This window comes from Actinosynnema sp. NPDC037264, assembly GCF_055603705.1.
The window spans coordinates 31,581-53,181 of the sequence record NZ_JBVJVK010000012.1; the positions used below are offsets into that span (position 1 = coordinate 31,581).

The 21,601-nt window shown below is 72.8% G+C and carries 10 protein-coding genes; 3 read left to right on the forward strand and 7 right to left on the reverse strand.

Going from position 1 to position 21,601, the window contains the following annotated elements:
- Positions 1-70: 70 nt before the first annotated feature.
- The 6 genes from ACZ7GX_RS16190 to ACZ7GX_RS16215 all read right to left on the reverse strand — a co-directional run bounded on the left by ACZ7GX_RS16190 (position 71) and on the right by ACZ7GX_RS16215 (position 9,688).
- The gene (locus ACZ7GX_RS16190) at positions 71-1,039 is read right to left on the reverse strand and encodes a hypothetical protein (RefSeq protein WP_498777277.1); all 969 of its coding nucleotides are present in this window, start codon (positions 1,037-1,039) and stop codon (positions 71-73) included.
- 29 nt (positions 1,040-1,068) lie between these two features.
- The gene (locus tag ACZ7GX_RS16195) at positions 1,069-2,589 is read right to left on the reverse strand and encodes an OmpL47-type beta-barrel domain-containing protein (RefSeq protein WP_498777279.1); all 1,521 of its coding nucleotides are present in this window, start codon (positions 2,587-2,589) and stop codon (positions 1,069-1,071) included.
- 34 nt (positions 2,590-2,623) lie between these two features.
- Positions 2,624-6,598 carry a ThuA domain-containing protein gene (locus ACZ7GX_RS16200; protein ID WP_498777281.1) on the reverse strand — a complete coding sequence of 1,325 codons (3,975 nt, stop codon included), beginning with the start codon at positions 6,596-6,598 and terminating at the stop codon, positions 2,624-2,626.
- Between the two features lie 32 nt (positions 6,599-6,630).
- Positions 6,631-7,680: a multicopper oxidase domain-containing protein gene (locus tag ACZ7GX_RS16205; RefSeq protein WP_498777283.1), complete on the reverse strand. Its 1,050-nt coding sequence runs from the start codon at positions 7,678-7,680 to the stop codon at positions 6,631-6,633.
- 501 nt (positions 7,681-8,181) lie between these two features.
- Entirely contained in the window at positions 8,182-8,721 is a 540-nt protein-coding gene (locus tag ACZ7GX_RS16210; protein WP_498777285.1) for a GNAT family N-acetyltransferase, read from the reverse strand.
- Between the two features lie 28 nt (positions 8,722-8,749).
- On the reverse strand, positions 8,750-9,688 hold the full coding sequence (locus ACZ7GX_RS16215) for an aminoglycoside phosphotransferase/kinase family protein (protein ID WP_498777288.1): 939 nt from the start codon (positions 9,686-9,688) through the stop codon (positions 8,750-8,752).
- 128 nt (positions 9,689-9,816) lie between these two features.
- Here ACZ7GX_RS16215 and ACZ7GX_RS16220 point away from each other — a divergent pair, with 128 nt between their 5' ends.
- Positions 9,817-10,659 (forward strand): hypothetical protein, encoded by an 843-nt coding sequence (locus tag ACZ7GX_RS16220; protein ID WP_498777290.1) that lies wholly within the window; start codon positions 9,817-9,819, stop codon positions 10,657-10,659.
- On the opposite strand, the gene ACZ7GX_RS16225 is transcribed toward ACZ7GX_RS16220, so the two are convergent.
- Complete coding sequence (locus tag ACZ7GX_RS16225; RefSeq protein WP_498777292.1) at positions 10,646-13,882, reverse strand: winged helix-turn-helix domain-containing protein; 3,237 nt, start codon at positions 13,880-13,882, stop codon at positions 10,646-10,648. The genes ACZ7GX_RS16220 and ACZ7GX_RS16225 overlap by 14 nt on opposite strands.
- A gap of 174 nt (positions 13,883-14,056) precedes the next feature.
- On the opposite strand from ACZ7GX_RS16225, the gene ACZ7GX_RS16230 reads away from it, so the two are divergent.
- Together ACZ7GX_RS16230 and ACZ7GX_RS16235 are read left to right on the forward strand one after the other, a co-directional pair.
- On the forward strand, positions 14,057-15,217 hold the full coding sequence (locus tag ACZ7GX_RS16230; protein ID WP_498777295.1) for a trypsin-like serine peptidase: 1,161 nt from the start codon (positions 14,057-14,059) through the stop codon (positions 15,215-15,217).
- 212 nt (positions 15,218-15,429) lie between these two features.
- A complete protein-coding gene (locus ACZ7GX_RS16235) occupies positions 15,430-21,504 on the forward strand; it encodes an RHS repeat-associated core domain-containing protein (RefSeq protein ID WP_498777297.1) in 6,075 nt (2,024 codons plus the stop codon).
- Positions 21,505-21,601: the final 97 nt, after the last annotated feature.

Consider the following 21,601-nt stretch of genomic DNA (forward strand, 5'->3'; position numbering starts at 1 on the left):
GTGCCCGCCGGCGGTCCGTTCCCGCACGTGCCCGCTGTGTGGGAGCGCGGACCGCCGGTGATTCCGGGTGTCAGAGGCGTGCCGCGCCCTTCGCGGTGGTGGTCGCGGCGGCTTGCGCACGTCGTTCACGGGCGCGTTCCTCGGCGGTGCCGCGAACGCCGTCGGCGGCGGCGGACAGGGTGGGTGCGGAGTGGTCGCCGACGATCCCGCCGCGGATGCTGTTGTTCGCCGCCACCTCGGCCACCGGGTTGTTCGCGGTCAGCCGGAGGACGCCGTTGACGATGTTGTCGTCCAGGGTCGTGCGGCCGCCGGTCGTGTTCGAGATGCCGACGTCCCGGGCGAAGTAGCCGCCGGAGGCGCAGCTGTCGAGGCCGCCGTTCGGGCCGAGCTGCACGCCGCCGAGGTTGCCGGCGAACGTGGCCCGACCGCCGACGGCGGTGCCGCAGACGACGCTGCCGGTCGGGTTGTTCAGCACGGACAGCGCGCCGTCCACGAAGCTGTCGTGCAGGTCGGTGAAGTACGCCGCGGTGGTGCCGACGTCGCCGGTGACCTCGCTGCCGGTCACGCTGACCTCGCCGACGCCCGAGGTGAGGTCGCCGTCGATCCTCGAACCACGCTCGACGAACAGGAAGCCCTCGATGGTCGCCGTGCCCTTCGGCTCGACGACCACGCCGCCGACGTCGGTGTTGTTCAGGTAGAGCCCGAAGCCGCCGGCCGCGAGGGTGATCCCGCCGTCGACCCTGGTGTCGGTCGAGTCGAGGTAGCCGTCGGCCGCGACCTTGACCGAACCGTTGACCGTGCCGCCGGTGATCACGAGGTTCGAGCCGGCGGCCACGCGCACGTTGCCGGTGACGGTGGTGCCCGTCAACGAGCACGACTCGCCCGGCGGCACGTACAGGTCGCTGGGGACCGTGACGGCGCCGCCGCTGCCGACGCAGTACATCACCAGGTCCGCGCGCGCGTCCTGGGCGGCGCCCAGCACCGACGCGGCGACGATGGCGCTCAAGGTGGCGAGCGCGGGTGCGGTCCGTCTGGTCATCTCGGTTCTCCCTGTTGCGGTGGAAGGAACTACTCGCCGATGTCGGATCGCGAGGCCGCGCGCACGATGACGGCCTGCTCCCTCGTGGTCAGCACGCCCCTGGCCACCAGGTCGGTGGTGACGAGGTCGACGTGCCGGACGAAGGCACCGTGGTCGGGGTGCTCGCCGTGCTGGTCGACGAGGTCGCTGACGGTGCAACCGTCGCCGGTGTCGACGTTCGCGACCCGGGTGTCCTCGTCCCCGATGACCACCGTCGGCCGCGTGTCGGAGTCGGGGCAGGCGTCCGCACCCGGTTTCACCACGGCGAAGGACGCGGACTTCACCTCGGCGGCGTTGCCGGCCTTGTCGGTGGCGCGGTACCGCACGGTGTGGCTGCCCGCCGTGCCGACCACGACGGACGACGAGTACGCGGTCCACTCGCCGCTGTCGAGCGCGTACTCGACCCGGTCGACGCCCGACTGCGCGTCCGTCGCGGTGATCGTCACGGTCGCGGTGTCCAGGTAGGCGCCGTCGGGGTTCCTGGCCCCGGACACCACGGCGGACGTCGTCGGCGGCTCGGTGTCGACCGGCGTGGTGACGACGGTGAAGGCCACCATGCCCTCCGGCGAGGTGTTGCCCGCGTTGTCCGTCGCGCGGAAGTGGACCATGTGCGATCCGGGCGCGGTGACCTCGACCGGCGCGGTGTAGGCCGTCCACGGCCCGGAGTGCAGCTGGTACTCCCGGCCGCGCACGCCCGAGTCCGCGTCGGTCGCGGTGATGGTGACGGTCGCCTTGTCGACGTAGTTGCCCTGCGCGTCCTTGGTCCCCGCGACGTCGGCGGCCACCTCGGGCGGTGTCGTGTCGGACGGCGGTTCGACCACGCGGAACGACACCGAGCCGATCTCGGAGGTGTTGCCCGCCCGGTCGGTCGCCCGGTACTGCACGGAGTGGTCGCCGACCGCCGTGACGCGGACCGGCGCGGTGTAGGGCGCGAAGCCGGTGTCGTCCACCTCGTACTCGACCGACGCCACCCCCGAGCCCGCGTCGGAGGCGGTCACGGTGACCGTGGCGCTGCCGAGGTAGTTGCCGGCGGCGTCGCGCGGGCCGGTGACCTCGCCGGCCGCGGTCGGCGGGGTGGTGTCCTCACCACCCTCGGTCACGGTGAACTCGCCGGACATCGTGCCGTGGCCGGGGATCGTGCACAGGTAGCGGTACTTGCCCGGGGTGAGCGTCACCGCGGCCTCGTGCCTGCCGTTGCGCGCGTCGAACGGGTTGGCCAGGATGTTCAGCTCCACGTCGTGGTTGTAGCCGGGCGTGGAGGTGTCGAAGGTGAGCGTGTGCGGCATGCCGGTGGTGTTGCCGGTGGCCTCGCTGTTCTCGAAGACGATCGTCGTCGGGCCGGGCGCCGCGGTGCTCGGCGCGGACTTGTAGCGGGTGATGTCGTTGTCCGCGGTCCAGGTCAGCACCTGCTCCTGGGCCTGGACGGGAGCGGACGGCAGCGCGGTGGCCGGGAGGACGGCGGCCAGGGACAGCAGCGCCGCGGCCACCGCGGCGGTCGGACGTCGGAACATGGTGCACCTTCCTGAGCGCGGACCTGCCGGACGGCTAGAGCGACCGCACTCGGATGTTGCGGAAGTCGATCACGTCGGACGGGCCGTGGTTCTGCAGGCCGAGGAAGCCCTCGGCGAACTGGCGCAGGTCCGTGGGCGGGTCGCTCGGCCGGGACGACTGCTTGCCAGGCGCGTTGTCGAACTCGTTGATCACCACGCCGTCGCGGACGATCGTGTAGTGCTGCCCGACGACCCGGATCTCGTAGTCGTGCCAGCCGCCCTTGGCGGGCGCGCCGGACGGCGGCAGCCCGACCGGGTCGAAGTTGTAGACCGATCCGGTCTTCTGCGGCTCGCCGGTCTCGCCGTCGTAGATCTGGATCTCGTGCCCGCAGTAGATCGCCACCCACGCCGCCGACGTCCGCGCCGAGCCGACGGTCCCGCAGCTGTCCGGCGGGCGTTGGTCCACGGGCGTGCGGGGATCGGGGAACCTGGTGAACACGCCGCTGTTGGCGCGCACGCCGTCCGGTGACATGTCGCGGAACTGGAGCTTCACCGAGAAGTCCCCGAACTGCTCGCGCGCGTACCAGAGCATGCCCAGCCCGCCGGAGGAGCGCAGCGCGCCGTCCGGCTGGATCGAGAACGACCCGGACGGCGCCTGGACCCAGCCCCGCAGCGACGCCGCGGTGCCGTCGAAGATCGGCTCGTAGCCGGTGTTGCCCGCCGTGCCGATGTCGGAGCCGGCGGCGGCGCGGGCCAGCGCGGTGTTCTCGCGGGCGGTGAGCACGCCGTCGCGCTGCAACCGGTCGGCGACCTCGGTGACGTGCCGGACGAACGTGCCGTGGTCGACCCACGGGCTCTCGTCGTCGATCAGGTCGTTGACCGTGCAGCCGCCGCCGACCGGCTTGTTGGCCACGCCCGAGTCCGACTCGCCCAGCCACACCGTGGCCCGGTCGTCGGGGACCGCGCAGCCGACGTCCACGGTGAGCGGCACGACCTGCGTCTCGCCGTCTGCGTAGGTCACGGTGAGCTTGGCCTGGTACTCGCCCACCCGGTCGTAGGTGTGCCGCGGGTCGGCCTCGGTGGACGACGTGCCGTCGCCGAACTCCCAGCGGTGCGACGCGCCACCGGACTTGGAGCCGGTGAAGGCGACGGTGAGCGGCTTGCCGTGCACCGCGACCGAGCCGGCGGCCGGCTTCGGCGTCTTCGCGCCGCCTTGGTAGGTGATCCGGATCAGCTTCTGGTTGGGGTGCAGGCTGAAGAACCCACCGCCGTAGTCCAGCAGGTAGAGCGCGCCGTCCCGGCCGAACTTCGCGTCCATCCAGCTCTGGAGCCGGTCGTCGCCGAGGCCGCCGGGGATGATCGCGCGCAGGCTCTCGGCGAAGGCCGGGGGAGCGGCGGTCGGCACACCGGCCGGGTCGACGGTCACCGCGACCCGGTTGGCCGAGTTCGACTGGTCGCCGATGAACCACTTGTCGTCCCAGTACTCCGGCCACGCGACACCGCTGCCGGTGTCGACCAGCTCCCGGTGGTAGGTCGGTCCGGTCATGACGGCCTGGCCGCCACCGCGCAGGTACGGCTGGGTGTAGGTGGCGTCGGCGGCGTTGTAGGTGGGGATGCCGCTGCCGTCCGGGCGGTCCGGGAACACCGGGCCGCCGCCTCCCGGCGCGTACCAGATCATGTTGTCCTTGACCGGCGGCAGGTCGACCAGGCCGGTGTTGCGCGGCGAGTGGTTCTTCGGCGCGTCGCAGTCGTACCAGCCGGTCAGCACGGTCGCGTCGGTGTTGCTGCGGTCGCGGTAGGGCTGCTTGTTCCCCATGCAGAAGGGCCAGCCGTGGTTGCCCGCCTCGGTGATGATGGTCGCGGTCTCGTACTTGGCCGGGCCCAGCTCCGGGCTCGGTTGCAGCGCGTCCGGACCGACCCAGGCGGCGGTCAGCCACTGCGTGACGGGGTCGATCTGCAGGCGCGAGATGTTGCGCACGCCCATCACGTAGATCTCCGGGCGGGTCTTCGCGGTCCCCGGCGGGAACAGGTTGCCCGGCGGGATCGTGTACGTGCCGTCCGGCTCGGGGTGGATGCGGATGATCTTGCCGTTGAGGTCGTCGGTGTTGCCGGCGGTGCGGCGGGCGTCCTGGAAGGACAGTCCCTCCCACTCGGCGGTCCAGTTGTTGCCGGAGTAGCCCTGCGAGCCCAGGGAGGAGTTGCTGTCGCCGGAACCCACGTACAGGTTGCCCTTGGCGTCGAACGCCATGCCGCCGCCCGCGTGGCAGCAGCTGTGCTGCTGGACCTCCCACTGGAGCAGGTCCTTGCGGGTGGCCAGGTCGATCGTCTGCGTCGCGCGGTCGTAGGTGAGGCGCGAGATCGTCCGCTTGCCCGTCCGCTTCTCGCGGTCGACGGTGTCGTGCGGCATCCAGTAGACGTAGAGCCGGCCGTTCTCGGCGAACGCCGGGTCGGGCACGATGCCCAGCAGGCCTTCCTCGTTCTTGACGAGTTCCGTTCCGCTGCCGCGGTTGCCCATCACCGGCAGCGTCGCCAGCAGCTTCACCTGCTTGGTGTCAGGTCGGAACTGGTGGATCGTGCCGCAGCCGAGGCCGACGTGGGGATCGGTCCACGCGACGACGGGGCCGGTGGGGCAGGCGGCCTTGCCGACGTAGAACACCGTGCCGTCCGGGGCGACGGTCAGGCCGTGCGGCTCGCCGATCTGGTCGAGCCGGCCGGTCTGGTTGGCCGCGGTCAGCCGCTCGACCTCGTAGTTCGACGCGATGGTGGCCTGGCAGTCGCCGCGCACCAGGCCGGTCGTCCACTTCAGGGCGCCGGTCAGGTGGCTGCGGAGGGCCTGCTCGCCGTAGCCCTCTTCGGTGTGGCCCATGCCGGTGTAGAAGGACCGACCGCCCTCGTAGTCGCGGCACCAGGAGACCGGGTGGAACGGGCCGTTGGCGCCTGGACCGGGGTCGTAGTGCCGCTCCTCGACCTGGGCGACCGTGTGCACGACGCCGACCGGGTTGGGCTCCCAGTTGTACCAGCGGTCCGATCGGGCGAGGATGAGCGGCAGGCCCTCGTTCGCCGGGTGCTGCCGGTCGAGGAGGTTCACCACGGACCGGTGCACCTGGGGGTCCGGTATGGGTGTCGGGTCGCCGGCGTACAGGCGCAGGTCGGCGAGCTGGGTGATCGGCTCGCCCCCGTTGGCCGTGATGTCCAGGCGGTAGTGCTGGAACGACCGCGGTTCGGCGATGGTGAACGTGCGGCTCTGGAAGCGCTCCGGGAAGGTCTGGCCGGTCCGGCGGTCCAGGTCGGTCCAGGTCGTGCCGTCCGCGGAGCCCCGCAGCGTCCAGTCCTTCGGGTCGCGGCCGGGTGCGTCGTTGGCCGAGGTGAGCGTGTAGCGGTTGACCGCGGCGGCGGCCGGCAGCCGGTAGGCCGCCCACGCCGTCGTGCTCCGGACCAGCCACTTGGTCTCCGGCTTGCCGTCGGCCAGCATCTCCTTGGTCTCGTTCGGCGGGTTCTCGGCGCTCGCCGTCACCGCGCTCGCCGTCTCGGGGGTGGCGGTGGTGCCGACGGGACGGGTCCCGATGAGACCGGCGAACCAGGACGACTCGGGCTGCGCCTTCGCGGCGTCGGCCACCCCGAGGAACCCGCCGCCGTTCTTCACGTAGTCGCGCAGCGCCGCTTCCTGGTCACGGCTGAGCGTCGCGCCGGAGGCGGACAGGAACACGACCGCGCGGTACCCGGCGAGGGTGTCGGCGGTGAACACGGCCGGGTCGGACGACGCGTCGACGGCGATGCCGTTGGCGGCCCCGATGTCCCGGAACGCCTCGGTGGCGCGGGCGACCGGGTCCTGCTGCTCGGCGGCCGGGCCGTGGAAGACCAGGACCGACGCCGACGCGGCGGTGGTGATCGGCGCCTGCCGCGGCACGGCCGGTGACGCGGTCGCGGAGGTGAGTGATCCGCCGAGCAGGACCGCCGCCGCGGTCACCGCCGACAGCGCCCTCCTCCCTGTTCTCCCGCGGTGTCCGCCCGGAGAGGTCGTTGGCCCCATCCCTCACTCCTTCGTCGTCGCCGGCCACGAGGTCATCGCGTGGGCGAGTGCTGGTGCTGCCCCTCGGTCGGGGCGTGCGCGGTCGCCGCGCCGTGGCTGTGCCCGCGGAACCGGTCGATCGCCTCCTGCGCGCCGGGCGGCATGCTGCCGTCGGCGTTGCGCACGAGGAAGATCCCGGACATCCCGGTCTCCGAGTGGTTCTGCACGTGGCAGTGGTACATCCACGCGCCGGGGCCGACGCCGTCGCCGGCCAGCACCTGGAACCCGAACGAGCTGCCCGGGTTGAGGTCCTTGTTGTCGATCACCCGGCTCGGGTCGGACGCCCCTTCGAGCATCCCGGTGCGGTTGTCGGCCCACCGGTGCGCGTGCAGGTGGAACGTGTGGAACTGGTTGCCGTGCCCGATCGCGATCCACTCCACCCGCTGGCCGAGGTCGGCCTCGAAGATCGGCGTGTGCGGCGCGACCAGGTTGTTGACGGTCATCTCGTTGAACACGACGGTGAACTGCTTGTCCGGCAGGATGTCTCCGCGGCGGCGCACGACCAGCGCGCCGTACAGCCCGCGCGCGATGCCCAGGGAACCGTGGTCGGTGCCCATGGCGTGGTCGTGGTAGTGCCAGTAGCCCGCGTTGCCGGGCATCAGGCGCCTGCCCGAGGTGGCGGTCATCTCCCGTGATCGCCAGGTGTAGGTCCGCGTCTCGCCGGGGTTGTTGAAGGAGGCGTTGAGCGGGCTGCCGTCGGACTCGACGCCGTAGTCGACGCCGTGCGGGTGGATGGACATCCGCCGGTCGGTGTTGTTGACCAGGGTGACTTCGAGCGTGTCGCCCTCGTAGATCTCCAGGACGGGACCCGGCACGGTCGCCTGACCGGGCGCCAGGCCGTAGCCGTACAGGTTGTCCGGCAGGGCTTCCGCGTACAGGGTGACCTTCTTGACCACGCCCTCCTGCGCGTTGGCGACGTGCCGGGGCGCCACCGGGCCGAGCGCCATGGCGGCCGGCACGGCGAGCCCGGCCGTGCCGGTCGCCAGCACGGCGCGCCGGGACACGAGCCTGGTGAACCAGCCGGGTTGGGCGTGCTCGTCCATCGTTCTCCGTCCAGGTCGACGGCATTCGCCCGGAAAGGGCGGAGCCGGTGCCGGAAAGGCGCGGAACAATGAGGGCGTGAGCCGCTCGGGAATGGACTCGGCGTCCATTCCTCGCGCGGCGAACAAACCGTCCGGGGCGCGCTCGCGCGGACGGCGTCGGAGGTTGTGGTTGTCCGGTGCGGTTGCGCGAAGTTTGGCAGTCTTTCGCAACAACCATCTGCAACTTATGCATGGTTTCAACGAAAGTGAAGGGCCAAGTGGCCTAACGGACCGGACAATCCGTGTCATAGTGTGGGAAAGTCGTGCATCGTTCACTCGGTCGGCCCATCGGGCCGCACTCGGCGCGGACAACACCGGTGGCTCGTGCTCGTCCGAATTCGTTCTCGGTCCGTGCCGGTTGCCGTCGATCCGCGATCGTGCTTTTTCGCCGACGATCGCGGGTCGCGGTCGGACGTCGGTTTCCGCCGGGTGCGGCGATTCGTCCGGGCGACAGCCGTGGTGTCAGAGTCGTCTCGTCGTGAACAGGGTCGTCCCGCGGGCCGGGTCCACTTCCACCCGCTCGGTCTCGGTGAACCCGAGCTTGGTCAGCACGCGGCGGGAGGCGGTGTTCCAGTCCCAGACCGTGGCCCACACCCGGTGGTGCCCCGACGACCTCGCCCAGTCCAGGACCGCCGACGCGGCTTCGGTCGCGTAACCCTGACGCCAGGCCCGGCGCAGCAGCTCGAACGCCAGTTCCGGTTCCCCTTCGGCTCCTCGGCCGCTGTCGATCAACCCGCAGTAGCCGATGACGTCACCGGTCGCCTTCCGCTCGATGGCCAGCAATCCCGTCGACGACGGCGGCTCGTCGGCGCGGATCGCCTGCTCGAGCTCCTCGACCGTGGGGCGGCCGTCGGCGTCGATCCGGCGGTGCGGCGGCACTCGCGGATCGCGTTCGGTCCACAGCTCGCGCTGGACGACGGCGTCGGCCACCCGCCACGGCCTGAGCAGCAGGCGATCCGTTTCGAGCACGACCTCGCGTCCCGGTGTCACCTCGGCTGCCATGACCGCGACTGTCCACCACGTGGCCGCTTCACCTCGCGGAGGGCTCCCCGTCCCGCCAGGGCTCGGTGGCCCGCCAGGCCTCCAGCGACGAGGACAGGCCGTCGACCAGGAGCGGGAGCTGCGGGGCCAGCGCCAGGCAGGCGACCACCTGCAGGTCGCGCAAGCGCTCCATGGCGCGCAGCACGCCCGGGTCGACCGCGCGCAGGCCGAGTTCGGCCGCGGCGGCGTCGTAGGACGCGATCGCCTCCTCGCCGGTGTGCGCGAGGTCCCACTCGACCGGGGCGACGCCGACGTGCTCGTAGTCGGAGTACAGCAGGGCGTCGGCGGTCTCGATCAGGTTGTAGAACGGGGCGTCGCCGTGGACCACTTGGACGGGCACGCCGGGGAACATCCGCGTGAACGCGGCGGGCGACGCGATGGCGGGCGACAGGACGGCCCACTCGGCGCGGGCCCGGGCCAGGTCGGCGGCGGGCAGCAGGTCGTCACGACCTTCGAGGTCGTCGAAGGCGAGGTCGACGTACCCCTGCATCCCCGGGTAGAAGCCGGTCTCGCCCGGGTACTCGGCCAGGATCGAGTGCAGGCGCGCGACGACGGGCATGCGCTTGACCACGTCGTAATCGGTGGGGGTCACGCCGTCGACCTTCTCCCAGAAGGTCATCGCGAAACCGTCGCGCTCGACGGGCTCGGCCGGGACGAGCCCACTGGGCACGACGGTCGGCTCGCCGCGTGCCGCCAGCCACCTCGACACCGCCAGCTCCGTGCGCTGGAAGCCCGTCGACGAGGTGCCGCGCGGGGTCACGACCGGCACTCGTGCGACGACCGGTGACGGCGCGAGGTCCACCACCACCGAGAAGACGTCGTACACGACCTCAGCCTCGGAAGCGTCCAGCCCCAGCGCCGTCGCGGCGTCGACGGCGGCGTCGCGGGCACGTCGTGAGCGGGCTGCGCGTTCTTCCTCGGTGATCATGAGCGCCACTCTAGGACTCGGCGCCGGGGGCGGCCGGCCACCCGACTTTAAGACCACCGTAATCCCCGGTCCCATCCTGGTTCGTGGCGTCGCGGGGCACGGCCGCGCGCGGAGACCAAGGGGGATCGATGAGCAGGACGACGTGGTGGGCACGGGTGGCGATGGGCTGCCTCGCGGTGGGGCTGGCGACCGGGCAGGCGAGCGCGGAGACGGCCGCCGTGGACCTCCAGCTGGTGGAGGCCGTGAGCCCGTCCACCGACGCCGACAAGTCCGTGCGGGCGCTGTGCCCGCGGGGCACGAAGCTGTACTCGGCGGGCGGCGCGGTCGACAACCGGTCGGGGGACGTGGCGATCGACGCCATCCGGCCGTTGGCGGACCTGTCCGGGGTCGTGGTGCGGGCCAGGTCGCTCACGACCACGCCCGCGTGGGCGGTGACCGCCTACGCGGTCTGCGGCACGGGCAACCCCGAACTGGCGCGCGAGGACCCGTTCGGCACGGCGGAGGTCGTCCCCAAGGAGCACTCCGACTCCTGCCCGGTCGCCAACAGCCTGACCGGTCTCGGTGGCGAGGTCGTCGGGAACGACGGCGCGGACAAGGCGGCCCTGTACGGGCTCGTGCCCGACGAGGGCCTGACCACGGCCACCGCGATGGGGTCCGGACCGGCGAACGCGCAGTGGACGGTGAAGGCGTCGGCGATCTGCGACGCCACGATGGCCGGCAGCCTGGTGCGCGTGGTGGCCGACTCGGGCGAGTTCCCCGACCTCGGGGCGCAGGAGGCCACCGCGACCTGCGACGACGGGTTCCGGCTCGTGGGCGGTGGCGGCTTGGTGAGCGGCGAGACGCCCGACTCCGAGGCGATCCTGGTGAGCGCCAAGCCGGACCCGGGGACCGACTCGATGACGGTGATCGCGCCGGAAGGCGCCAGCCGGTGGAACGTGGAGGCCTACGCGATCTGCCTCAAGGAGGCGTGAGCCCCGCACCGCGCGGCGTGGAGTCGGGGAACGGGCTCGGCTCCACGTCGATCTCCCGCATCCGCGACACGTAGGCCCGGTAGCGCCGTCGCGCCTCGCCGTGGCTGCCCGCCGCCGTCAGGGCCCGGACCAGGGTCAGGTGCGCGGTCTCGTCGTAGCCGTCGCGTTCCAGGACCCGCAGGCAGTACCGGGTGGTCGCGACGTGGTCGCCGGCGGCGGCGACGTGCTCGGCGAGCGCCGAGGCGACCTGGAGGTAGGTGAGGCGGGTGTCCTCGCGCAGCTCGGCCGCCCAGTCCGCGTAGGGGTCCTCCTCCAGGAAGTCGCCGGTGTAGGCGGTCTCCGCCGAGGCGAGCAGCGCCGGCGACCGGCCCGCCAGCCCGGCCTTCGCGTCGGCGTGGAACCGGAGCACGTCCACGTCGACCGCGGCCGGGTCCAGGCGCACCTGGTCGTGGTCGGCGACGATGCCGTGCCGGTCGCACCGGTCGGGGTCGAGCACCAGGCGCGCGGTCGACAGCGCCACCGAGAACCGGTTGGCGACGCGTTCCGGCGGCTCGTCCGGCCACAGCAGCGCCATCAGCGCCTCGCGGGTCGCGGGCCGTCCCCGCCGTGCGACGAGGATCTTGACCAGGTCGCGCGCCTTCTTCGACTGCCACGCGGTTGCCGGGACCGCCGCGCCGCGGACCAGCACCTGGAACCCGCCGAGGGTGCGGATCGACACCGCGGGCCCGGTCGACCGGCCGCAGCTCTCGGCGACGGACGCGGCTTCCGCGACCAGCCCGCGGGCGCCGATCCGGCCGGCGGCCTGGCCCGCCACGGTGACCAGCGCCAGCCCGTCCGCCCCGCCGAGCACGCGTGCCTTGGCGATCGACACCTCGATGCCGCCGATCGGGTTGCCGATCTCGGCCCACGCCGCGGCGGCCTGGGCCAGCAGCGACAACGCCTCGTCGCGCCCGGTCCTGGCCCTGCCGAGCAGTTCGAGCGACGCGGCGACGGCGGCCCGGTCGCCGCGACGGGCGGCCACCGCGTGGGCCCGGCCGGCGTGGGAGGCGGCCTCGTCGGGTTCACCCCGGGCCAGCGCCAGCCGTGCGGCGGCCAGCAGCGCCGCCGGGTAGCCGAGGCCGGTGCCGCACGACAACGCCCGGCGCACGAGGTCCTGGGCGGTCCCGGGCTGCTCGTCGGCCAGCACCCGGGCCAGCCCCGCCAGCGCGGGCACCAGCTGCGGCACCGCGTCGTTCTCCTCGGCCAGCCGCACCGCCTCGGCGAAGGCGTCCCGGGCCAGCGCCCGCTCACCCCGGAGCCGGTGGACCTCGCCCAACGACTCCAGGGCCAGGCTGGCGAGCCGCGAACCCGTCCTGGTGTACACCTTCCGCGCCGCGTGCAGGTCGGCCGCGGCTTCGTCGAGCCGCCCCAGGCCCAGCCACGCCGCGCCCCGGTTGTTCAGCGCGAGCGCCCGGTAGCTGGTGAACCCCGTGAGGTCGGCCAGCCGCAACGCGGTGTCCAGCTCGGCCAGCGCCTCCGCGTGGTCCGCCTCGTGCACGAGGTGGGCGGACCGGTTGACCCGGATCCTGATCTCGGCGAGCACGTCGCCGGCGAGCCGGGCGTGCGCCAACGCCCGCGCGTAGTGGTCCGCGATCGCCGGGCGGTCGCCCTCCGCGTCGGCGATCATGGCCAGCACGGTGTGGGTGGCGGCCAGGGCCGCGTCGTCGCCCGCTTCCTCGGCCAGCGCCGACGCCGCGGCGATCTCGGCCCGGCTCGACGCGACGTCGCCCCGCGCCCAGTGCGCGCTCGCCGCGAGCCCGCGCACCCTGGCCTCGGCCGCCGGGTCGGCCCCGGTGGTCGAGCACTCCTTGCAGGCCGCCAGCGTCCGGTCCGGCGCACCGCTGAAGTAGTGCATCGCCGCGATGCGGGCCGCCAGCGCCGGAGGCGTGCGGGCGCCCGGCGGAGTCGCCCGCCGCAGGCACGCCAGCGCCAGGCCCCACTCGCCGCGCACCTGGTGCGCCACGCCGGCCAGCTGCCACGTGACCGGGTCGCGCTCGTCGGGCGGGATCTCGGCCACGGCGGCGATCACGGTGTCCGCGCCGCCCTGCTGCACCAGCTCCTCGCCGCGTTCGGCCAGCAGGGCGCCGACGACCCGGTGCTCGCCGAGCCCGGCCAGCGCGGCGAGCGCCTCGGCGGGGCGGCCCTGCCCGGCGAGCCAGGCGGCGGCGGTCGTGCCGAGCCGTCGTCGCTCGTCGGCGCCCAGCCCGGCGCGGCCGGCGACGAACGCGCGTGCCAGCGGGATCAGGCCGAGCCGACCCGGGTCCGCGATCAGCCGCTCGACGAACAGCCCGCGGGCCAGCAGGTCGGCGAGCACCCGCGCGGCATCGGCGAACCCGAGCGCCGCCAGCAGGTCGGCGTCGAAGCGGTCGAACAGCGCCGCGACCGCCAGCAGCTCGCGGACCGGTCGCGGTTCCCGGTCGAAGACCTCGTGGGCCAGGTAGTCGTACAGCGCGCGGTTGTGCGGCAACGCGGCGGGCGGTGCGTGCCGCGTCGGTCCGGGGCCGGTCGTCGGGTTGCGGCCCAGCGCCTCGGCGGCCATCCGCACCGCCACCGGCCAGCCGCCGGACAGGCGGTGGACCTCCGCGGCGGCGCGGTCGTCGGCCACCAGCTCCCGCGTCTCCCGTTCGGTGAACGCCAACTGCGCGGCGGTCACCTCCAGCGGCCCGGACGGCCGCTGCACCGGGAACGGCGGCGGCTCCCGGCCGGACAGCACGACGTGCAGGGCAGGCGGCGCGTGCAGGCACAGCGCTTCGAGCAGGCCGCACGTCCGGTCGTCGGGGCCGATGACGTGCAGGTCGTCCACCACCAGGAGCAGCGTCCGCCCGCCGGCGGCCTCGGCGATCGCGTCGCACAGGGAGGCGGCCATCGCGTGCGCCCGGTCGGTGCGCCCGGCCTCGCCCGCGGCCTCGTCGTCGGCCAGGACCGCGGGCGGCTCGAAGCGGAGCGAGGGCAGGACGACGCGCAGGGCCCGGGCGAGGCGGACGAGCAGCGGCTGGGCGGAGCGGTCCTCCTCGGTGAGCGTGTGCCAGGCGACCTCCGCCCGCGCGGTCCACCCGGCGAGGAACGTGGTCTTGCCGTACCCGGCGGGCGCCACCACCGTCGTGATCCTGCTCGACCGCGCCGCGGCCAGCAGGTAGTCCAGGCGAGGCCGCACGACGGTGTCGGTGGTCCCGGTCTGCGTCACACGTAATCCATCGCACATCGATGCCCGTTGATGCGAGCTCGTCGCCGGATTCACCCGATGTGATCAGCCCGGGTGGCCGGTCGGCCGTGCCGCCTTATGCCGACGCTAAGGCCACCGGAAGGCGCGTGACGACCGTGGTGCGCGACCACCTCACCGACCTTCCAAGGGGCATCGATGAAACTCCGGACCTCCCGCGGGAAACGACACCTGCCGGGCACCGCGATCGTGCTGCTGCTGATCGCGGCGCTCGCGCCCGTGGTGACCACGTCGGTCGCCAGGGCCGAGGACCCGTGCGCGGACCGTCCCGCCACCGAGCTGGACCGGCGCGCCGACTGGCGCTGCGTCGGGCTCGCCACCTACGCCGATCCCGCCGCCGTGCCGCGGCCGGTCGCGCTCACCGACGAGGAGGCCCAGCGGCTGGACGTGACCCAGCCGGAGAGCTGGGAGCTCGGCGTCGCGGTCTCCCCGGACGGGCGGCTGTACCGGCAGATCACGCCGTCGCCGGTCGGCCCCGAGGAGACCCGCCCGGTCAACCCGACGCCGGCGGACGAGGACCCCGAGGGCGAGCCGCGGCCCGACACCGACGAGCGCACGGCGGGGGACGGGTTCGGCACCCGCACGGTGTTCGACGCCGACGACCGCGTGCTGCGGACCGCGACCACGAGCTACCCGTGGCGGGCGATGGGCTCGATCTCGGCGCCCGGCTCCACCACCTCGCACTGCTCCGGCTCCCTGGTCGGGCCGCGGCACCTGCTGACCGCCGGCCACTGCATCCACCAGGGCGGCGGCGGCAAGGGCCAGGGCTGGTTCCCGAACCGCAAGGTGGCTCCGGGCCAGAACGGGATCGGCGCCTACCCGAACGGCCTGAAGAACTCCACCTGGTACTTCAGCGTCTCCGGCTGGTACGACTGGGGCAACCCGGCCTACGACTACGGGATGATCGTGCTGGCGGACGAGGAGTCCACCGCGCGCCTGGGCTGGCTCGGGTGGCGTCCCCGCGGGTACTGGGGCGGGCACTGGACGTTCGGCTACCCGGGCTGGGACCACCAGTGCGCGGCCTCGCCCTCGGCCGACGGGCAGTGCGACAACCACCTGTACGGCGACGACAACTCCACGAAGATCGTGCTGGCCAAGATGATCAAGACCCGCGCCGATACCCAGACCGGTCAGAGCGGATCACCGATCTACCAGTACAACGGCGGTGACCGGCGGGTGATCGCGATCATGGCCTACCACGGCAACTGGGGCACCAAGGTGACCGGGAAGAGGTCCGACAACTTCTGCCACTGGATCCACCTGCAGCCCAGCGCGTTCAACGACCACGAGTGCGAGTAGGGCCACGGGCGCCGAGGGCCCGCCTCGGCGCCCGTGGTCGGGGCGATCCACCACCTGAGCCACGACCGGCCGGCGTGCGCGCCAGGTCGTGAGCCGATGTCGCGGGGCCGGTCGCGTTCGGATCCGTTCGGATCCGTTCGCACCGGCCCTCGCGGCGTCGCGGACCGGATGTGCTTCCCGGTGGCCTGATGGTGCCCAGGAGAGGAACGCCCGTGCGCTCACGCAGACGCCCCGGCCGGGGTCGCTCGTCCACACCGGGAACACCGCCGAGACCCCGTGCCGCGCTGGCGATCGGGGTCGCGCTCGCCCTGGTGGCGAGCGCGCTCAGCGTCCCCACCGCGTTCGCCGATCCCGCGCCGCGCGGTTGGCCCGGCGTGACCCGGTCCGAGTCCGTGCCGGGCACCGGTGTCGAGGTGCGCCCGCGCCCGCCCGACCCGGTCGTCGAGTCCGCCGTCACCGCGCCGAAGGCCGCTCGCGACGTCGCCCGGCCGAAGGCGGGCGCCGCCGAGGTCGAGGTGGCGGCCGAGCCCGCCCGCGCGGCCGACCTGCCGGTGCGGGTCGGTGTCGCCGGCGCCAAGAGCCCGCGGCGGGTGCGGGTCGAGGTGCTCGACCGGCCGGTGGCCGAGAGGGCGGGCGTCGGCGGTGTGCTGTTCCGCGTCCAACGCGCCGATGGCGCCGCCGACGCCGGGCCGGTCACCGTGGACGTGGACTACTCGTCGTTCCGCGACGAGTTCGGCGGCGACTACGCGTCCCGGCTGAGCCTGGTGCGGCTGCCCGCCTGCGCGGCGTGGGCGCCGGAACGCGCCGAGTGCGTCACCGGCACCCCCGTGCCCGCGCGCAACGACGTGCGCGGCAGCCGCATCCGCGGCGAGCTCACCGCGTCCGGCACGCCCGGCGTCCCCGACGACGAGAAGCAACGCCGCCGCGTCACGGCGCCCGACGTGCTCTACGCGGTGACGGCGGCGTCCGGCGGCAGCGCGGGCAACTTCAAGCCGACGTCGCTGTCACCGTCGGCCACGTGGGAGGTCGGCCTCCAGTCCGGCGACTTCTCCTGGGCCTACCCCCTCGACCTGCCCCCGGTGCCCGGACCGGAGCCGGACGTGGCGCTGGCCTACTCCTCCGGCGGGATCGACGGGCGCACCGCCGCGAGCAACAACCAGGCGTCCTGGATCGGCGAGGGCTTCGACTTCCAGCCCGGCTTCATCGAGCGCCAGTACACCTCCTGCGCCGCGGACGCGGCGGGCGGCAACAACGCGACCCCCACCGGGGACCTCTGCTACGCCTCGGCCAACGCCGTCGTGGCGCTGCCCGGGGTGGCCGGCGAACTCGTGCACGACGCGGGCCGCGGCGTCTGGCGCGCCGAGCAGGACGACGGCTGGAAGGTCGACCAGCTCTTCGGCGCCGACAACGGCGACAACGACGGCGAGCACTGGCGCATGACCGCGCCCGACGGCACGCAGTACTTCTTCGGCCTGCGTGCCGCCGCGCGCTCGGCGTGGACCGTGCCCGTGTTCGGCAACCAACCCGGCGAACCGTGCCACGCCTCGTCGTTCGCCGCGTCGTGGTGCCAGCAGGCGTACCGGTGGATGCTCGACCGGGTCGTGGACCGGCACGGCGACACCATCGCCTACTACTACGACACCGACACCAACCACTACGGCCGCAACAACACCGCGTCCCTGGCCACGCCGTTCGTGCGCAGCGGGCAGTTGGCGCGCATCGACTACGGCCTGCGCGACGGCCAGGCCGAACCCGCCGCGCGGGTCGTGTTCACCGCCGCCGACCGGTGCCTGCCGGGTTCGGCGTGCACGCGGTCGCAGCCGGCCGACTGGCCCGACGTGCCGTGGGACCAGCAGTGCGACGGCGGCACGTGCGCGGGCAAGCACTCGCCCGTCTTCTTCGGCGCCAAGCGGCTGGCGAAGATCACCAGCCAGGTGCGGCGGGACGGGCAGCTCGCGGACGTCGACTCCTGGGCGTTGAACCACCTGTTCCCGGCCACCCACGACGCCACCAGCCCGGTCCTGTGGCTGGAGTCGATCACCCACACCGGGCACGTCGGCGGCACCGCGGTCACCCCGGACGTCAACTTCGACGGCGTGCTCCTGGACAACCGCGTCGTGCCCGACCTCGACCAGCCGTTGATGAAGCGGTGGCGCGTCGGCCGGGTGCACACCGAGACCGGCGGCGAGATCCAGGTGACGTACGCCTCGCACGGCTGCGCTCAAGGCAACCTGCCCGCCCCCGACGGCAACGGCCTGCCCTGCTACCCGGCGAACTGGTCGCCGGAGGGCACGTCCACGCCCAAGCTGGACTGGTTCCACAAGTACCTGGTCACCGAGGTCCGGGAGATCGACCGGGTCGGCGGTTCACCCGACGAGGTGACGTCCTACGAGTACTCCGGTGACGCCGCGTGGCACCACGACGACGCCGAACTCGTCCCCGACGAGCTGAAGTCGTGGGGCCAGTGGCGGGGTTACCAGAGCGTGAAGGTCCGCACCGGCGAGCCGTCCGGCCCGCGCACGCTGGTCGAGCACCGCTTCTTCCGGGGCATGTGGGGCGACCGCAAGGCCGACGGCACCACCCGCCAGGACGTGGTCGACGGACGCCGGGACGACCCCGCGCTGCGCGGCTTCTCCTACGAGGAGATCACCTACGACGGCGACGGCGGTCCCGAGGTCGAACGGGAGATCACCGAACCGGAGGTCATCGGCCCGAACGCGGTGCGCCGCCGCGCGTCCGGCGACCTGGGCGCCTACGTCACCGAGGTCAAGAAGACGAGGGTCCGCACCGCGTTGGCGGGCGGCGGCTTCCGGGAGACCGAGGAGCAGCACTTCTACGACGACCTCGGGGCCCACGTCCGGACGTCGGACCTCGGCGACCTCGCCGTCGCCGACGACGACACGTGCACGCGCGTGGAGTACGCCCGCAACCTCGACGCGTGGCTGATCGCCACCCCCAAGCGGGTGGTGAAGGTGTCGGTGAACTGCTCGGTCGCCGACTACGCGCCGGGCGACGTGATCTCCGACGAGCGCACGTACTACGACGGGTCCGACGACCTCGACGCGCCGCCCGCCAAGGGCGACCCGACGCGCGAGGAGGAACTGTCCGGTTGGGACGGTGCCGCCCCGCGCTACACCACGGTCGAGCGGTCGGTGTACGACGCGCACGGCCGTGAGGTCGAGGAGTACGACGCGTTGGGCGACAAGGAGACCACGGCGTACACGCCGGCGGTCGGCGGCCCCGTGACGTCGGTGACGACCACCAACGCGTTGGGGCACACCGAGAGCACGGCGTTCCAGGTCGCCACCGGCGACGCGGTGGAGCAGGTCGACGAGAACGGCCGCCGCACCACCATGACCTACGACCCGCTGGGGCGCCTGACCAAGGTGTGGCAGCCGGGCCGCGGCGCCGACGACGTGCCGGACGTGGAGTTCGAGTACCTGTTCCGCAACGACGCGCCGTCCGCCGTGATCACGAAGAAGCTGCTCGGCCACGGCGGTCAGGTGGCCACCCACACCCTGTTCGACGGGCTGCTGCGGGAACGCCAGGTGCAGGCGCCCGCGCCCGACGGCGGCCGGATCGTCACCGACACGATCTACGACAGCCACGGCCGGGTGGCGCGCACCAACGCCGCCTACCACAACCCCGACCGGCCCGGTACCGACCTGCTGGCCGTGTCCGACCGGGACGTCCCGGCGCAGACCGCGTTCGGCTACGACGGCGCGGGTCGTGAGATCGCCGAGGTGCTGCTGGTCGGCGGCACCGAGAAGTGGCGCACGACCACCGCCTACGGCGGCAACTGGGTGAGCGAGGACCCACCCGACGGCGGCACCGCGACCACCGAGCTGCTCGACGCCGAGGGGCGCGTGGTGGAGCTGCGCCAGTACTCGTCCGGCTCCCCGTCGGGCGACTACGACGCCACCAGGTACACCTACACCAAGGCGGGCGAGCAGGAGACCATCACCGACCCGGCGGGCAACACCTGGCGCAGCCACTACGACGTGCGCGGCCGCCTCGTGCGGGTGGACGACCCCGACCAGGGCACGTCCACGATGACGTACGACGACGAGGACCAGCTCCTCACCAGCACCGGCTCGCGCGGCTCCACCCTGACGCACAGCTACGACCCGCTGGGCCGCAGGACCGCGACGCACCAGGGTGGCGCCAAGGTGCTGGAGTGGACCTTCGACAGCCTCGGCAAGGGCCTGCCGGTGGCGGAGATCCGCTACGTCGACGGGCAGGCGTACCGGGACGAGGTGACCGGCTACAACGACGCCGAGCTGCCGACCGGCAACGCCGTCACCGTCCCGGCGCGGGAAGGCGCGCTCGCCGGTCGGTACGAGTCGACGTTGGCCTACAACGCCGCCGACCAGGTGACGTCGGTGTCGCTGCCCGCGATGGGCGGCCTGCCGGCGGAGGTGCTGGAGCAGGGCTACGACCAGTTCGGCAACGTCGACTCGATGCGGGGCCTGTCGAGGTACGTCGAGCAGACGCTGCGCACCGACCTCGGCGAGGTCGGCATGTACATCATGGGTGACGCGGGCCGGCAGGTCGCCCAGGCGTTCGAGTACGAAGAGGGCACCCGGCGGCTCGTCGGCGCCACGATGTACCAGGAGAACGCCGCGACGCCCGTCGTGGACCGCGAGCTGGAGTACGACCCGGCGGGCAACATCACCAAGCTGGTCAACGCCTCCGCCGGCCGGGCGGTGGACACGCAGTGCTTCCGCGTCGACCACCTGCGGCGGCTGACCGACGCGTGGACCGCGCCGTGGTCGTGCGACGAGGAGCCGAGCGCCGGCGGGCCCGCGCCGTACTGGCACTCGTACACCTACGACAAGATCGGCAACCGGCTCACCGAGGTGCTGCACGGTGCGGACGGCGACACCACCCGCACCTACGAGTACCCGCGGCCGGGTTCGAAGCAGCTGTCGTCGGTGCGTACCACGAGGCCGGGCGTGCCCGACGACGTGCGTTCCTTCGAGTACGACGTCGAGGGCAACACCACCGTTCGCGGTGCGCAGTCGTTGTCCTACGACGCCGAGGGCCACGTGACGTCGGTGGTCGAGGGCGACAAGACCACGTCGTTCGAGTACGACGCCGACGGCGACCGGCTGATCCGCCGTGACCCCGAGGGCACCACGTTGTACATCGGCACGACCGAGCTGCACGTGGACAAGGTGGGCCTGCTCACCGCGACGCGGTACTACGAGCACAACGAGGACACGATCGCGGTCCGCACCCCTGAGTCGTTGACGTGGCTGTCCGCCGACCACCACGGCACCGCCGAGACTTCGGTGGACGCTTCGTCGTTGGCCGCGGAGCACCGGCTGCGCCTGCCGTTCGGCGTCGATCGCGGCGAGAAGCCGGGCGGCTGGGTCGGTGATCGCGGTTTCGTCGGCGGCACGGAGGACGCCTCGACCGGTCTGACCCACCTCGGCGCGCGCGAGTACGACCCGGAGACGGGCCGGTTCCTGTCGGTGGACCCGATCATCGACGAGGAGGACCCGCAACAGCTGCACGGCTACCTGTACTCCAACAACAACCCGCTGACGTTCAGCGACCCGGACGGCCTGCTGTGGGGCTGGGTCAAGAAGGCCGCGAAGGTCGTGACCAAGGTGGCAGAGGTCGCCTCCTACATCCCGGGTCCGATCGGCACGGCCGCGGGCATCGCGGGTGCGGCGGCGCACGCGGCGCTGGGCAACAAGAAGAAGGCCCTGGAGATGGCGGCCGGCGCGGCGGCCAACCTCGTGCCGGGCGGCAAGCTGCTGCTCAAGGCGGGCATGGCGGTGGCCAAGAAGGTCGGCAAGGCCGCCACGAAGGCCGCCGCGAAGGGTGCCAAGGCGACGGCGAAGGCGGGCAAGGCCGTCGCGAAGGCTGCCAAGGGGACGGCTAAGGCGGCCAAGACCGCCGTGAGCAAGACGAAGAGAGCGGTCAAACGGGCCACCGGCAAGATGGACACCCCCAAGCAGTTGAACCACACGCGCGGCACCAAGGAGAACGCCAATGCGGTCAAGACCCGCAAGTCGGTGGGCAAGGAGCATTCGACGTTCCTGCTCGGCCGCCGGTGGGCGAACGCCCACACGAGGGTCGCGAACGCGCTCGGCAAGGCCAAGCCGAGCCAACCGCACATCCGAAAGCTGAACTTCGCGTGGCCGGTGGGGCGCGACAGCAACGGCAAGCTCCAGAGGTCGGTTCGGGTGAGCAACGGGAAGCAGGGCATGCACGGCTCGCCGTGGCACAAACCCAAGAAGCCGAAGGGCAAGAGCGGGAAGAAAAAGAAGAAGTAGCGCCGTTCGAGTGCCGGGCGGCACAGCGCGCGGACCTGGTCGGACAGGGCGCGGGTCCGGCCGGGTCGCCGGAGTTCTGACGAGGTAGGTTCCGAGG